Origin of the sequence: Pseudobutyrivibrio ruminis AD2017, from assembly GCF_000424305.1 — a bacterium.
GTDB lineage: Bacteria > Bacillota > Clostridia > Lachnospirales > Lachnospiraceae > Pseudobutyrivibrio > Pseudobutyrivibrio ruminis_B.
Genome location: NZ_KE384162.1, coordinates 333,272 through 349,368, shown reverse-complemented (window position 1 = coordinate 349,368; position 16,097 = coordinate 333,272). Strand labels below are relative to the sequence as shown.

Sequence of the window (16,097 nt, the reverse complement as noted above, 5' to 3'; positions counted from 1 at the left end):
TGCTGAACGGAGAATTATAATGCTTGTGAACGTAACTGATTACGGACTAGGAAAGAAAGAGGTAAGATATGGCAAGACCAGTTGTGGCTATTGTTGGCCGCCCAAATGTTGGAAAATCTACGCTTTTTAATGCACTTGCTGGAGAGCGTATTTCAATTGTAAAAGACACACCAGGTGTCACAAGAGATAGAATTTATGCAGATATTTCATGGCTTAACTATGATTTTACCATGATTGATACAGGTGGTATTGAACCAGATTCAAAGGACATCATTTTGTCCCAGATGAGAGAACAGGCTCAGATTGCCATCGATACTGCAGATGTTATTATTTTCCTTGTGGATGTTAAGCAGGGATTACAGGATAGTGATTCAAAGGTTGCAGATATGCTTAGACGCAGCCATAAGCCTGTAGTACTTGTTGTTAACAAGGTAGATAGCTTTGAAAGAGATATGGCAGATGTTTATGAGTTCTATAATCTGGGAATTGGTGACCCAATTGCTATTTCCGCATCTTCACGTCTTGGTTTTGGTGATATGCTTGATGTTGTATGTAGCTATTTCCCAGAGCCTACAGGTGCTGAGGAAGAGGATGATACTCCAAAGATTGCCGTTATCGGTAAGCCTAATGTAGGAAAGTCATCTCTTATTAACAAGCTTTGTGGTGAGGACCGAGTTATCGTTTCTGATATCGCTGGTACTACTCGTGATGCGGTAGATACAAAGGTTCGCTATAATCACAAGGACTATATCTTCATTGATACTGCAGGACTTCGTCGTAAGAGCAAAATCAAAGAGGACTTAGAGCGTTATTCAATCGTTAGAGCTGTAGCTTCTGTTGAAAAAGCAGATGTTGTTATCATTATGATAGATGCCACTGAAGGAGTAACAGAGCAGGATGCAAAGATTGCCGGTATTGCTCACGAACGTGGAAAGGGTATAATTATTTGTGTAAACAAATGGGATGCCATTGAAAAGAATGATAAGACTATGAAGGAGCATGAAACAAAGATTCGCCAGATTCTTTCATTTATGCCTTATGCAACAATTTTATTTATTTCTGTTAAGAGTGGTCAACGTCTTGGTAAGATTTACGAGACTATCGATGCTGTTATTGAGAACAACTCTATGCGTGTTGCAACTGGTGTCCTAAATGAAATCGTATCTGAGGCAGTTGCACTTCAGCAGCCACCTACAGATAAGGGTAAGAGACTTAAGATATTCTACACAACTCAGGTTGCAGTTAAGCCACCTACTTTTGTAATTTTCGTTAACGAAAAATACTTAATGCATTTTTCATACGTTCGTTATCTTGAAAATAGAATTAGAGATGCCTTTGGTTTTGAAGGTACATCTTTAAAATTTATAATTAGAGAAAGAAAGGAAAATGAATAATGGCTGTAGTGGGGAGAATTTTAGCACTTATTATTGGGTATTGTTTTGGAATGGTTCTGATGGGATATTTCATCGGTAAATCAAAGAACATCGATTTGACAAAGGTTGGTAGTGGTAACTTAGGTTCTACTAACACCATGAGAAACTTAGGTGTTCCTGCAGGTCTTATTACACTTGCATGGGATTGCTTTAAATGTGTTGTAGCTGTATTTTTTGTTTGGCTTACATTTGGAAGATTCGTAGAAAACGTAAACATTTATATGGTATATGCAGGTTTGGGCTGTGTACTTGGACACGATTTTCCTTGTTATTTACATTTTAAGGGTGGCAAGGGTGTTGCATCTACTTTAGGCTTTATTATTGCACTTTTCCCAATGGGAATTCCTATTCCTGCAGTTGTATTTATTGGTCTTGTTGCTTTAACAAGATATGTATCACTTGGTTCTATTATAGGTGAGCTTTCGTTTGCAATTGAAATAATCGTTGCAGCATGCCTTGGACTTTTATCTGAAAAGTACCCAGGTGGACAGCTTAAAGAAGTTGTAATTATTTGCTGTATAGTATCAGCACTTTCAATTGCGCTTCATCATGCGAACATCGGTCGTCTTTTAGCAGGAAACGAAAATAAATTTTCATTTCATCCGGAGACAAGAGCGTAAAATAACGGGCAGCTGGTAGGTAACAATCTCTATATTACTAAAGGAGCAAATCTCGCGACGTAGTAATATAGAGATTGTTGCCGTAACCAGCGTAATTTTTATAAAGACTAGAGGTAATTTATGGCAAGAATTAGTGTACTTGGTGCAGGTAGCTGGGGCATTGCCCTGGCTGTTATGCTTAATAAGAATGGTCATGAGGTAAAGGTATGGTCACATCGTCAGTCACAGGTAGACCAGATGAACGATACCCATACCAGTGATAAAATAAAGGGCGTAAAGCTTCCAGAGTCTATGGAGTTTACTGCCGACATCGAATCTGCTGCTAAATCAGCAGATGTTATTTTGTTCTCAGTTCCTTCAAAGGCTACAAGAGAGACTGCAGAAAAGGTTAAAGATTTTGTTAATTCAAATCAGATTTTTATTACTGTAACAAAGGGTATTGAAGAGGATACCTTATATACTCAAACAGAGATATTAGAAGATGTACTCGGAGCTGATAAGAAGATATGTGTTCTATCAGGTCCAAGCCATGCAGAAGAGGTAGTTGTATTCAAGCCTACTTTAGTTGTGGCAGGCTCTAAAGATAGACAGACAGCACTATTTGTTCAGAACCTTTTTATGAACAAATATTTCAGAGTATATTCATCACCTGATGTTAAGGGAATTGAGGTTGGTGCAGCACTTAAGAATGTAATAGCACTTGCTGCTGGTATGTCAGATGGCCTTGGTTTTGGAGATAATGCTAAAGCCGCGCTCATTACCCGTGGTATCAAAGAGATTTCTGAACTTGCAGTTGCTATGGGAGGCCAGGCAGAGACATTATCAGGTCTTACAGGTGTAGGCGACCTTATTGTTACCTGCTCATCTATGCATTCACGTAACAGAATGGCAGGCTTTTATATAGGACAGGGCATGTCCAAAGATGAAGCTATGGAAAAGGTTGCAATGGTTGTTGAAGGAGTTTATTCTGCAAAGGCAGCTAAAAAGCTTGCTGATAAATATAATATTGAAATGCCAATTGTAGAAATTGTTAATGCAGTATTATTTGATGGCATGGATGTTAAGGCTGCGGGCTATGAGCTTATGACACGTTCTAAAAAAGATGAGACTAGTGAATTAGAGTGGTAAATGTGTCTGAATTGTTAAACTTTATTTAGTGGTTTGTGAACCTATTGACTACTAGATAATGTGGTGGTAGTATAAATCTATCAACACAATATCTAGTAGTTTTTTATTTTGATTAGACTAGATATTGACAGAATATTAACCCAAAATAACGTTATTTTTTGATAAAACCCGGAGGTTGTGATGGAAAGATTTGTAGTTAAAAAGGATGGAGCATTAGAGCCATTTAACGTACAAAAGGTTGTTGAGGCAGTTGGCAAATCAGCTACCCGAGTACTAGTTAAATTTACACCTGAGCAGGAGCAGTTTATTTGTCAATTTGTTGAGGAAAGGGTAGAGGAACTTGGCCTTGAGAAAATTGAAATTGCACAAATGCACAACATTGTTGAAGGAGCTTTGGAGCGTGTTAATCCAGCTGTTGCGAAATCTTATAGGGACTATCGTAACTATAAGCAGGATTTCGTCCAGATGCTTGATGATGTTTACAAGAAGTCTCAGAATATCATGTACATCGGTGATAAGGAGAATTCTAATACAGATTCAGCTCTTGTATCTACAAAGCGCTCGCTTATTTTTAACGAATTAAACCGTGAGCTTTATAAAAAGTTTTTCCTTACAACAGAAGAAATTCAGGCTATCCGTGATGGATATATTTACATTCATGATATGAACGCCAGACGTGATACCATGAACTGCTGCTTGTTTGATGTTAAATCTGTACTTGAGGGCGGCTTTGAAATGGGTAACATATTCTACAACGAGCCAAAGAGCCTTGATGTAGCATTTGATGTTATCGGTGATATCGTTCTTTCTGCTGCCAGCCAGCAGTACGGTGGCTTCACTATTCCACAGGCAGATCAGATTCTTGAGAAATATGCTCAGAAATCATACGACAAATATCTCGAAAAATATTTATCACTTGGTATAGATGAGAAGAAGGCCGAAGAAGTATCTATGGCTGAGGTTCAGCGTGAGATGGAACAGGGCTTCCAGGGATGGGAATACAAGTTCAATACAGTTGCATCTTCCCGTGGTGATTATCCATTTATCACAGTTACAATCGGACTTGGAACTAGCGTTTTTGCAAAGATGGCATCTAAGGCATGCCTTAAGGTTCGTTCAATCGGACAGGGTAAGCCAGGCTTCAAAAAGCCAGTTCTTTTCCCAAAGGTTGTTTTCCTTTATGATGAAAATCTTCATGGTCCAGGAAAAGAGCTTGAGGATGTTTTTGAAGCAGGTATTGATTGCTCTAGAAAGACTATGTATCCTGATTGGCTTTCACTTACAGGAGAAGGCTATATTGCCAGCATGTACAAAAAATACGGCAAGGTTATTTCTCCAATGGGATGTCGTGCCTTCCTTTCGCCATGGTATGAAAGAGGCGGCATGAAGCCAGCTGATGAAAATGATGAGCCTGTATTTATTGGACGTTTCAATATTGGTGCAGTATCACTTCATCTTCCAATGATTCTTGCAAAAGCTCGTCAGGAATCAAGAGATTTCTACGAGGTGCTTGATTACTATCTGGAGATGATTAGAAAGCTTCACATTCGTACCTATGCATACCTTGGTGAGATGCGTGCATCTACAAACCCACTTGCATATTGCGAGGGCGGCTTCTATGGTGGTCATCTTGGTTTCCACGATAAGATTAAGCCACTTCTTAAGGCAGCTACAGCTTCCTTTGGAATTACTGCATTTAATGAGCTTCAGGAGCTATACAATGGCAAATCTTTAGTTGAAGATGGAGAATTCGCGCTGGAGGTTCTTAAGCATATAAACGAAAAGGTTAATCAGTTTAAGGAAGAGGATGGCAATCTTTATGCTATCTACGGTACACCAGCTGAAAATCTTTGCGGTTTACAGATTAAACAGTTTAGAAATAAGTATGGCCTTGTAGAGAATGTATCGGATAGACCTTATGTATCTAATTCATTCCATTGCCATGTTACAGAGGATATTACACCAATCCAGAAGCAGGATTTAGAGGGACGCTTCTGGGAGCTTTCAAACGGTGGTAAAATCCAATATGTTCGTTATCCAATCAACTACAACCGCGAAGCTGTTAAGACTTTAGTTCGTCGTGCCATGGATAAGGGATTTTATGAAGGCGTTAACCTTTCGCTTTCATACTGTGACGATTGCGGACATGAAGAGCTTGAAATGGATGTTTGTCCAGTATGCGGCAGCAAGAATCTTACAAAGATTGACCGCATGAATGGATATTTATCTTATTCACGTGTAAAGGGCGACACCCGTCTAAACGAAGCCAAAATGGCCGAAATCGCCGACCGCAAATCAATGTAAATATAGAAGAGCAATTTATAGTTAACAAGCTAACGTAATAAATTGCGGACTAGGGAGAGAATAGACATAATGAATTACCATAATATTACGAAAGACGATATGCTCAATGGTGATGGCTTGCGCGTAGTACTTTGGGTATCAGGCTGCGATCATCATTGTAAGGAATGTCAGAATCCTCAGACTTGGGATCCTGACGGTGGCATCAAATTCGACGATGCAGCAAAGGAAGAGTTGTACGAGTCATTATCTCGCGACTATATATCAGGTATAACATTTAGTGGTGGTGACCCACTGTTTCCTGGCAATAGACAGGAAGTGACGGAGCTTGCCCGGGAGATTAGGGAGAGGTTTCCCGGGAAGACCGTCTGGCTCTACACAGGCTTTACTTTTGAGCAAGTCAAAGAACTAGAAATAATAAATTATTTGGATGTTTTAGTTGACGGAGAATTTGAAATTGATAAGATAGATTTGCAGGCAAAATGGAGAGGCAGCATTAATCAGCGAGTTATTGATGTACCTCAGACACTTAAGTTAGGCCAGATTGTGCTTGCATGTGATTAATATATAGGGAGAATTAAATAATGGAAATTAATATTAAGCGTTTAACAGACTCTGCTAAGCTTCCAGATAGAGGCTCAGCATTTGCTGCAGGGTATGATTTGTTTGCAGATGTTACAGAGGATGTTACTATAGAGCCTCACGAGACCAAAATGATTGGAACTGGTCTTGCAATGGAAATCCCAGAGGGATATTTCGGAGGCATTTTTGCAAGAAGTGGTCTTTCAGCAAAGGAAGGACTTAGACCTGCCAACTGTGTAGGTGTTGTAGATGCAGACTACAGGGGAGAAATAAAAGTAGCTCTTCATAATGATGGAGAGGTTCAAAGAGTTGTGACACCTGCTGAGAAAATTGCTCAGCTTGTGGTAGTTCCATTTTTATCTGTTAGCTTTAACGAGGTTTCAGAGCTTTCTGATACAGTCAGAGGAGCTGGTGGATTTGGTTCTACAGGAAAACACTAAAGCTTTTTATTGGCGCCTGGTTTTTCCAGACGCCTTTAGCTGTTTTTTATAAAAAATTTGAAAGAGAGTAAGTTTATGGCAAAAAAGGTTACTTATGATGAAAGTAGCATATCCGTTTTAGAGGGGCTTGAGGCCGTTAGAAAACGTCCAGGTATGTATATTGGTTCCACATCTAGGAAGGGTTTGAATCATCTTATATACGAAATCGTAGATAACTCTGTTGATGAACATTTAGCCGGCGAATGCGATACAATTTATGTCACACTAGAAAAGGATGGCAGCTGTACAGTAGAAGATAATGGACGTGGTATTCCTGTTGGTTTACATGCAAAGGGAGTTCCTGCTGCACGTCTTGTTTTTTCTACACTTCACGCTGGTGGTAAGTTTGATGACAGTGTATATAAAACAAGTGGTGGTCTTCACGGTGTAGGTTCATCTGTTGTTAATGCACTTAGTACATACATGACAGTTGATATTTCACGTGACGGTTACGTTCATCACGATCGATATGAAAGAGGTGTTCCAGTTGAGAAGCTGGTAGATGGACTTCTTCCAAAGATTTCAAAGACAACAAAGCATGGTACAAAGATTAACTTCTTACCAGATCCAGAAATCTTTGAAAAGACATATTTTAAGGAGGACGATATTAAGAGCCGTCTTCATGAGACAGCATATCTTAATCCAGGCCTCACTATTTATTATGCAGATTTACGTCAGGAAGAGCCAGATTATGAGACCTTCCACGAGCCAGATGGTATCAAAGGCTTTGTTAAGGAAATCAATAAGACTGCAGAAGCGCTTCATGATGTTATTTATTTCAATGGAAGCGCTGATGGAATTGAGGTTGAGGTAGCATTCCAATATTGCAACGAATTTAAAGAAAACATCCTTGGTTTCTGTAATAATATATACAACTCAGAGGGTGGTACTCATATTACTGGTTTCAAGACTGTTCTTACTACAGTCATTAACAATTATGCCAGAGAGCTTGGTATCCTTAAGGACAAGGACGCTAACTTCACAGGTGCCGATGTAAGAAACGGTATTACAGCTATTGTCAGCATCAAGCATCCTGATCCTCGTTTTGAAGGACAGACTAAGACAAAGCTTGATAACCCAGATGCATCAAAGGCTACTCAGAAGGTTTGTCAGGATGAGTTTATTCTTTACTTCGATAGAAACCTTGAAACACTCAAGGCTATTATTTCCTGCGCAGAAAAATCTGCAAAGATTCGTAAATCAGAAGAAAAAGCTAAAACAAATCTTCTTACAAAGCAGAAGTTCTCATTTGATCAAAATGGTAAGCTTGCTAACTGCGAATCTAGAGATTCAAGCAAATGTGAAATATTCATAGTAGAGGGAGATTCCGCTGGCGGTTCTGCAAAAATGGCTAGAAACCGTATGTATCAGGCAATCATGCCTATCCGTGGTAAGATTCTTAACGTTGAAAAGGCTTCAATGGACAAGGTTCTTGCAAACGCAGAAATTAAAACACTTATTAATGCATTCGGATGTGGCTTTTCAGAAGGCTACGGAAATGATTTTGATATTTCAAAGCTTCGCTATGACAAAATCGTAATCATGGCCGATGCCGATGTGGATGGTGCTCACATCTGTACATTGCTTTTAACATTCTTCTATAGATTCATGCCTGAGCTTATTAAGGAAGGACATGTTTATATTGCTATGCCTCCTCTTTATAAAGCTATTCCTGCAAAGGGTGAGGAGGAATATCTATATGACGATGTAGCTCTTGAAAAATATAGAAGAAAAATGAATGGAAAATCCTTCACACTTCAACGATACAAAGGTCTTGGTGAGATGGATAAGGATCAGCTTTGGGAAACAACTCTTGATCCAGAAAGAAGAAAGCTTAAATTAGTTGAAATCGAGGATGCCCTTATGGCTTCAGAGGTAACAGAGCTTCTTATGGGTAGTGATGTTGCTCCTCGTAAAGACTTTATTTATAAGCATGCAAAGGAGGCTGAAATAGATGCCTAGTGAAATTATAAGAACAGAATATTCTGAGATAATGCAGAAATCCTTCATAGATTATTCTATGTCAGTTATCCTTGCTCGTGCAGTACCTGATGTTAGAGATGGTCTTAAGCCGGTACAGCGTCGTACACTTTACGATATGTACGAGTTAAAGGTTGATTATAATAAGCCATACAAGAAGAGTGCTCGTATCGTGGGTGATACCATGGGTAAATATCATCCACATGGTGATAGCTCTATTTACGAAGCACTTGTAGTTATGAGCCAGGATTTTAAGAAGAGCCTTCCTTTAGTGGATGGTCATGGTAACTTTGGTTCAATCGAAGGTGATGGAGCCGCTGCTATGCGTTACACTGAGGCTCGTCTTGCCAAGGTGGCACAGGAGGTTTATCTTGGTGACCTTGATAAGAATGTTGTTGATTTCGTCCCTAACTATGACGAAACAGAAAAGGAGCCAGAGGTACTTCCTGTTCGTGTTCCAAATATCTTAATTAATGGTTCTGATGGTATTGCTGTAGGTATGGTTACATCTATCCCTCAGCACAATCTTGGAGAGGTTATTGATGGCGTTATAGCCTACATGAAGGATCCTGACATCAATACTGCCCAGATGCTTAAGATTATTCCTGGTCCTGATTTCCCAACAGGTGGTATCATCACAAATAAGGATGATTTGCTTGAGATTTATTCTACAGGTGTTGGTAAAATCAAAATCCGTGGTAAGGCTGAAATCGAAAAGATTAAGGGTGGTAAGGAACAGATTGTTATTACAGAAATTCCTTACACTATGATTGGTGCCAATATCGGAAAGTTCTTAAATGACGTTTACTCACTTGTTGAGACAAAGAAGACTAACGATATTACAGATATTTCAAACCAGTCATCTAAGGACGGAATGCGTATTATTATCGAGCTTCGTAAGGGAGCTGATGCAAACAATGTCCTTAATCTTCTATACAAAAAGACTCGTTTAGAGGATACATTTGGTGTTAATATGCTTGCTGTTGCAGACGGCAAGCCAGAAACACTTGGTATTGTTCCAATCATCAGACATCATGTTAACTTCCAGTATGAGCTTTGCACAAGAAAGTATACTCATCTTCTTGGTAAGGAGCGCGAAAAGAAGGAAATCCAGGAAGGTTTAATTAAAGCCTGTGATGTTATCGATTTGATTATCGAAATTCTTCGTGGTTCTAAGGATGTTAAGCAGGCTAAGGCTTGTCTTGTTGAAGGTATCACAGAAGGTATCAAATTTAAGTCAGAGCAGTCTAGAAAGGATGCAGCTTTACTTAAGTTTACAGAGCGTCAGGCACAGGCCATTCTTGATATGCGTCTTCACAGATTAATTGGTTTAGAGATTGAAGCACTTAGAGGCGAGTATGCTGAAACTATGCAAAAAATCGCAGACTATACCAAAATCCTTGAAAGTCGTGGAGAGATGGCAAAGGTTATCATTAAAGACCTTCAGGCTATCAAAAAGGAATATGCAACTGAAAGACATACAGTTATTGATAATGTTGAGGAAGCTGTTGTTGAAGAAAAGCCAATTGAGGTTATCGATGTAGCAGTTCTTATCGACAGATTTGCATACGCAAGAGTAGTTGACATGCCAACCTTCGAGCGCAACAAAGAAGCAGCAGAGGCAGAATCTAAAAAGATTGTTCTTTGTAAGAATACTGATAAGCTGTGTATGTTTACAGGAAGCGGTGAAATGCACACTATTAAGGTTCTAAGCCTTCCATTTGGTAAATTTAGAGATAAGGGTCAGCCTATTGATACTGCAGAAAAGGGTTCTAAGCTTGACCTTACTAAAGAGAATCTGATTTTTGCAGACTCAATGGAAAAGATTGTTTCTAAGAAGCTGTTATTTGGTACTAAAACTGCAATGATTAAGGTTGTTGATGGTTCTGAATTTGAGGTTTCAAGAAAGGTTATTGCTGCTACAAAGCTTGCTGATAAGGATGAAGTTATCTGTGTAAAGGTTCTTAATCCTGGAAATAGTGTAGTTATGCAGTCAAAGAAGGATATGTTCCTTCGTATCGATGGAGATACAGTTCCTGAAAAGAAAAAGACCGCTGTGGGTGTTCGTGGAATGAAGCTTGCCAAGGGTGACGAGCTTACTGACATTTATGTTCTTGAAGAAGGCGAAAACATCGACGTTAAGGTTAAGGACAAAACTGTAGCGATTGGCAGATTACATGTGGCATCACGAGATACAAAGGGCGTTAAGAAATGATAAAGAATGTTTATTTTGATTTAGATGGAACACTAGTTGATTCTGCACCTGGAATCATTGAAGGACTTAAAATTGCACTTACAAAATATGGATATGATATTCCAGATTATGCAACACTTCGCAAATGCGTAGGACCACCATTTACATATTCCTTCCCTAATATTTTACATATTAAGGATGAAGACTTTCATGATGCTGTTGCAACCTACAGAAAGTTTTACGATGATGAAAATGGAATGTTTAATGCAAAGGTTTATGCAGGCATAGAAGAAATCCTTGCAGATTTAGTTAAGCGAGGCTACTGTCTTTTCGTTTGCACTTCTAAGCCTGAGCCTACTGCAAGAAAGCTACTTAAAAAGCTTGGAATCGACCATTATTTCACAGATATTTGTGGGGCGACTCTTGATGCCAAAATCGATACTAAAACACAGGTTATCGAGCTTTGTTTTGAAAGAGCTCCATGGCATAAGCGTGAAGAGACAGTTCTTATTGGTGATACTAAATATGATGTAGAAGGCGCTAAGCAATCAGGTATTTCCTGTATTGGAATTACCTGGGGCTTTGGCAGCCGATGGGATTTAGAGGATGCAGGAGCATCTGTAATCCTAGATTATCCAGGCGAGGTACTAGATTACATTGAAGCAAATTAGAACAAATCGCATTGTACAAATTATATATCCATTGCTGGTTTATTTTATCGTCTATCAGTTAGGAGTTGCTCTTTTAATTGATATGATAGGAGATAAATTCGGCAAGCTTACATGTCTGCTTATAGCAGGCATTGTTTGCATTATACCGATGTTTATAATCTATCAATCTGTTCCAAAGCTTATTCCTGAAAAGCTTACCAATAAAAAACAGCTATTTAATTATTGTCTTTGGGTTATCGGCGTAGTCTGCCTTGGAATAGCACTTAATGTGCTTCTTACCCAGATTGGCATAGCTCAGGTTTCAGATGGGTTTAAACGTGCAGAAAACACCTTATCTGACGGCAATATAATTATAAAGCTATTATGTAACTGCTTAGTTATACCTATTTTAGAGGAGCTTTTACTTAGAGGAGTTATTACTGGACAGCTATATCTTTGGTATGGATTAATTCCCTCAGTTCTATTTTCATCTATTTTTTTTGGAATTCTACACAATAATATAGTACAATTTATATATGCTTTGGTTGTAGGCATTGGATTAGGGGTTATGTATGTTAAGACGAAGCGATTGTCTTTATGCATCATCGCCCATTGTCTTATCAATCTAATCGTAATTATTTTTAGCTAGAATTATCAAGGAGGAGATTATGGCTTCAAACAAAGAGGAAATTAAGGATTCTAAGGCAGGACTTGTAGCCAATATAATAGGAGCGCTTGCTTTTTTAGCTGTTGGTATCTGTCTTATAGTTTTTGATGCAGCTTTTATAGCAAAGATGGTATATTCATTTTCAATTTTAGGTCTTGGTATTTTATTTATTTGCTTTGGTATGTATTACATGATTAAATACTTCTTTAATCATGAATATATCCGAATTACCAGCTATGGCTTTACAATGGGGGTTATTCTTGTAATTATTGGAGCTGTATTCATCATAAATGCTGATGTTGTTTCTACATTTATCGATGCATTAGTTTGCCTTATAGGCGTAGTTTTTGGTGCAGTTATGCTTCAGCAGTCATTTGCACTTTTCCATATTCAAAGAGGTTCATGGTTCTTAAGCCTGCTTCTTGGAATTGCTACAATCGCTGGTAGCATTTACATTTTACTTACACCAACAAAGATATTTGCAGGAGATATGATTTCGTTCATATATTTGATTGTTGTTGGAGCATTTTCATTATTCTCACTTTTACTTATGGTTATAGGTCTAAATGACCACAAGAAGGATTCAAATAGAATTTACAAGCGAAATATGGAGGAATCTCCAGTGTTTGCTGGCAAAAATACAGATGATTCAATCTTCGAGGATGAACCAGCAGTTGAGTTTAAAGAGGAAGAGGTAAAGGCTCCAGCTGAGGGCTCCGATGATTTATTTGAGGAATAAATTATATGGCTAACATTGTTGATTACTTAAAATGGAGAGGGGATGTCCCCTTTGATATAGCACCATTTAACGAGGTGGATGCACTGGTTCTTTGTGAACTGGTGTATTCACCTTTTGATGGTTTAGTGCCTGGTCCAGGATTAAAGGAAAAGATTTCCATAGAAGATGTGACAACAAAATTATTTGAAAAGTACTCTGATGAAGAGTTTATTAATAAAAAAACATTGACCAGACTTGCGCCATTTTTACTTAAAGAAATGGTTCATTCAGGTCGATTTGGCGGTACCAAGCTTTGTGGTTTTACTAATGAAGTTGATTCAGATAATCAAAGTCAGTTTTCTGTTTGTACCTTTTATTTGCCAGATGGCACTATTTTTGTTGCCTTTAGAGGTACAGACGACACATTAGTTGGCTGGAAGGAAGACTTTAACATGTGCTTTTCTGAGGGCACCGGAGGTCAGCTTAAAGCAGTGGAATATCTTAACACTAATCTGGCCAGAACTATGAAGCCTATTAGAATAGGCGGTCATTCAAAGGGCGGTAATTTTGCCGTTTATGGCAGTGCTTTTTCAAAGCCACATATAAAGGATAGCATTATCGATGTTTATAATTTTGACGGCCCAGGCTTTATTCCTGAGCTTCTTAAAAGGCCGGAATATAAGCATAATGTAAAAAAGGTACATAAATTTATTCCTGAGGAATCCATGATTGGTTTACTACTTTATACCAAATCAAAGACCTTGGTTGTTGGAAGTGATTCAAAGGGAATAAATCAGCATGACCCTATGTCATGGCTTGTTACAAAAAGCGGTTTTGAATACAGAGACAAGGTGGCTTCATCTTCTGAAGTGATTGATGAAATTATTACAAATTGGGCCCTTTCAGTTGATTATGAAACAAGGGCAGCATTTGGAGATATATTTTTCTCATCCTTGGAATCATCTGGCGCCACAAAGCTTTCCCAGATTACATCTAGCAAGGTTAAATCTGTTGCGGCTATCACAAAGGAAATTCAAACCCTTGAGCCTGATAAGCAGGCACTTGTAATGGATGTATTCATGAAGCTGGTGTCTGCAGGCGGAGATAGTCTTAAGAATTCCGTGCTTTCAATACTGCCAAAAAGTCTAATAATGAGAAAAAAAGAGAAATAAAGAGAAAACGAGAGTATTTGATAGGATTCTATAGAAATAGCTGCAAGATTTTTACTTGCAACTATTCCCGTAGAATCCTATTATACATCATGTAGTTAGCACTCGATGATAGTGAGTGCTAATAAATAAAATTGATAATATAATTTAGGAGGTAATATAAAATGAAATTAGTTCCATTAACTGACAGAGTTGTATTAAAACAGTGTGAAGCAGAAGAGACTACAAAGTCTGGTATTATTTTAGCTTCAGCTGCACAGGAGAAACCACAGGAAGCTATGGTAATCGCAGTTGGTCCTGGCGGGGTTGTAGATGGTAAAGAAATCACAATGCAGGTAAAAGAAGGCCAGAAGGTTATTTATTCTAAATATGCTGGTACAGAAGTAAAGCTTGAAGGCGAAGAATATATCATTGTTCGTCAGAATGATATTCTTGCAGTAGTAGAATAATTTTTGATTAATCTTGAATCCTAATAATTGAAAGTGAGGAAAAAATCATGGCAAAAGAAATTAAGTATGGCGCAGAAGCTAGACAGGCTCTTGAAGCTGGTGTTGATAAATTAGCAAATACAGTTAGAGTAACAATCGGACCTAAGGGACGTAACGTAGTTCTTGCAAAGTCTTACGGTGCTCCACTTATCACAAACGATGGTGTTACTATTGCAAAGGATGTTGAGCTTGATGATCCATTCGAGAACATGGGTGCTCAGCTTGTTAAGGAAGTAGCTACAAAGACAAATGATGTTGCTGGTGATGGTACTACAACAGCTACAGTACTTGCTCAGGCAATGGTTAAGGAAGGTATGAAGAACCTTGCTGCTGGTGCTAACCCAATCGTTCTTAGAAAGGGTATGAAGAAGGCTGTAGAGTGTGCTACAGAAGCAATCGTTGGCATGTCTAAGGCTGTAGATGGCAAAGAGCAGATTGCAAGAGTTGCAGCTATTTCTGCTGGTGATGACGAAGTAGGTCAGATGGTTGCTGACGCTATGGAGAAGGTTTCTAACGATGGTGTTATCACAATCGAAGAATCTAAGACAATGCAGACAGAGCTTGACCTTGTTGAAGGTATGCAGTTTGACAGAGGTTATATTTCAGCTTACATGTGCACAGACATGGATAAGATGGAAGCTAACCTTGATGATCCATATATTCTTATTACAGACAAGAAGATTTCTAACATCCAGGAGATTCTTCCAATATTAGAGCAGATTGTTCAGTCTGGTGCTAGACTTCTTATTATCGCTGAGGATATCGAGGGCGAGGCTCTTACAACACTTATCCTTAACAAGCTTCGTGGTACATTCAACGTAGTTGCAGTTAAGGCTCCAGGATATGGCGACAGACGTAAGGAAATGCTTCAGGATATCGCAATCCTTACAGGTGGTCAGGTAATCTCTGAAGAGGTAGGTCTTGAGCTTAAGGATACTACACTTGAGCAGCTTGGACGTGCAAAGAGCGTTAAGGTCAACAAGGAAAACACAGTTATCGTTGATGGTATGGGCGATAAGGCAGCTATCGAGGCTCGTGTTTCACAGATTCGTGGTCAGATTGAAGAGACAACATCTGAGTTTGATAAGGAAAAGCTTCAGGAAAGACTTGCTAAGCTTGCAGGTGGTGTTGCAGTTATCCGCGTAGGTGCTGCTACAGAAACAGAAATGAAGGAAGCTAAGCTTCGTATGGAGGATGCTCTTAACGCTACTCGTGCAGCTGTTGAGGAAGGTATCATCGCAGGTGGTGGAAGCGCTTACATCCACGTTCAGAAGAAGGTTGCTGAGCTTGCTGATTCACTTACAGGTGATGAGAAGACAGGTGCTAACGTAATCGTTAAGGCTCTTGAGGCTCCACTTTTCTACATCGCTGCAAATGCTGGTCTTGAAGGCTCTGTAATCATTAACAAGGTTCGTGAGTCTGAGGATAGCGTTGGTTTTGATGCGTACAACGAGAAGTATGTTGAGATGGTTAAGTCTGGTATCGTAGATCCTGTAAAGGTTACACGTACAGCTCTTCAGAACGCTGCATCTGTTGCATCTACACTTCTTACAACAGAGTCAGTTGTTGCTGACATTAAAGACCCTGCTGCTGATGCCGCAGCTGCTGCAGCCGCTGGTGCAGGCATGGGTGGAATGTACTAATTTTCATTAATTAAGGTTCCTTTTCACCGCTGATTATGTTAAAAT

Annotated in this window: 14 protein-coding genes; all 14 read left to right on the top strand. The window is 39.0% G+C overall.

The window, feature by feature from the left end:
- The first annotated feature begins 68 nt into the window (after nucleotides 1-68).
- The 14 genes from der (at nucleotide 69) to groL (ending at nucleotide 16,052) form a co-directional block, all read left to right on the top strand.
- Nucleotides 69-1,394, top strand: a complete 1,326-nt coding sequence (gene der, locus G611_RS0111835; protein WP_028243796.1) for a ribosome biogenesis GTPase Der — start codon at nucleotides 69-71, stop codon at nucleotides 1,392-1,394.
- On the top strand, nucleotides 1,394-2,053 hold the full coding sequence (locus tag G611_RS0111830) for a glycerol-3-phosphate acyltransferase (RefSeq protein WP_036949208.1): 660 nt from the start codon (nucleotides 1,394-1,396) through the stop codon (nucleotides 2,051-2,053). The genes der and G611_RS0111830 overlap by 1 nt, the downstream gene beginning before the upstream one ends.
- A gap of 120 nt (nucleotides 2,054-2,173) precedes the next feature.
- Nucleotides 2,174-3,181, top strand: a complete 1,008-nt coding sequence (locus G611_RS0111825) for an NAD(P)H-dependent glycerol-3-phosphate dehydrogenase (protein ID WP_028243794.1) — start codon at nucleotides 2,174-2,176, stop codon at nucleotides 3,179-3,181.
- 180 nt (nucleotides 3,182-3,361) lie between these two features.
- On the top strand, nucleotides 3,362-5,485 hold the full coding sequence (gene nrdD / locus G611_RS0111820) for an anaerobic ribonucleoside-triphosphate reductase (RefSeq protein WP_028243793.1): 2,124 nt from the start codon (nucleotides 3,362-3,364) through the stop codon (nucleotides 5,483-5,485).
- 69 nt (nucleotides 5,486-5,554) lie between these two features.
- Nucleotides 5,555-6,046 (top strand): anaerobic ribonucleoside-triphosphate reductase activating protein, encoded by a 492-nt coding sequence (gene nrdG / locus G611_RS0111815; RefSeq protein WP_028243792.1) that lies wholly within the window; start codon nucleotides 5,555-5,557, stop codon nucleotides 6,044-6,046.
- Nucleotides 6,047-6,066: 20 nt separating this feature from the next.
- Complete coding sequence (dut, locus tag G611_RS0111810) at nucleotides 6,067-6,504, top strand: dUTP diphosphatase (RefSeq protein WP_028243791.1); 438 nt, start codon at nucleotides 6,067-6,069, stop codon at nucleotides 6,502-6,504.
- Nucleotides 6,505-6,579: 75 nt separating this feature from the next.
- A complete protein-coding gene (locus G611_RS0111805; protein WP_028243790.1) occupies nucleotides 6,580-8,505 on the top strand; it encodes a DNA gyrase/topoisomerase IV subunit B in 1,926 nt (641 codons plus the stop codon).
- Complete coding sequence (locus tag G611_RS0111800; RefSeq protein ID WP_028243789.1) at nucleotides 8,498-10,738, top strand: DNA gyrase/topoisomerase IV subunit A; 2,241 nt, start codon at nucleotides 8,498-8,500, stop codon at nucleotides 10,736-10,738. Before G611_RS0111805 ends, G611_RS0111800 begins: the two co-directional genes overlap by 8 nt.
- A complete protein-coding gene (locus G611_RS0111795) occupies nucleotides 10,735-11,388 on the top strand; it encodes an HAD hydrolase-like protein (protein WP_028243788.1) in 654 nt (217 codons plus the stop codon). The genes G611_RS0111800 and G611_RS0111795 overlap by 4 nt, the downstream gene beginning before the upstream one ends.
- Nucleotides 11,375-12,016 carry a CPBP family intramembrane glutamic endopeptidase gene (locus G611_RS0111790; RefSeq protein WP_028243787.1) on the top strand — a complete coding sequence of 214 codons (642 nt, stop codon included), beginning with the start codon at nucleotides 11,375-11,377 and terminating at the stop codon, nucleotides 12,014-12,016. Before G611_RS0111795 ends, G611_RS0111790 begins: the two co-directional genes overlap by 14 nt.
- A 19-nt stretch (nucleotides 12,017-12,035) precedes the next feature.
- Entirely contained in the window at nucleotides 12,036-12,773 is a 738-nt protein-coding gene (locus G611_RS0111785) for a DUF308 domain-containing protein (RefSeq protein ID WP_028243786.1), read from the top strand.
- Nucleotides 12,774-12,778: 5 nt separating this feature from the next.
- Nucleotides 12,779-13,924 carry an Mbeg1-like protein gene (locus G611_RS14850; RefSeq protein ID WP_051195245.1) on the top strand — a complete coding sequence of 382 codons (1,146 nt, stop codon included), beginning with the start codon at nucleotides 12,779-12,781 and terminating at the stop codon, nucleotides 13,922-13,924.
- 161 nt (nucleotides 13,925-14,085) lie between these two features.
- A complete protein-coding gene (gene groES, locus G611_RS0111775) occupies nucleotides 14,086-14,370 on the top strand; it encodes a co-chaperone GroES (RefSeq protein ID WP_028243785.1) in 285 nt (94 codons plus the stop codon).
- Nucleotides 14,371-14,417: 47 nt separating this feature from the next.
- Nucleotides 14,418-16,052, top strand: coding sequence for a chaperonin GroEL (gene groL, locus G611_RS0111770; RefSeq protein WP_028243784.1), 1,635 nt, complete (start codon nucleotides 14,418-14,420; stop codon nucleotides 16,050-16,052).
- Nucleotides 16,053-16,097 lie beyond the last annotated feature (45 nt).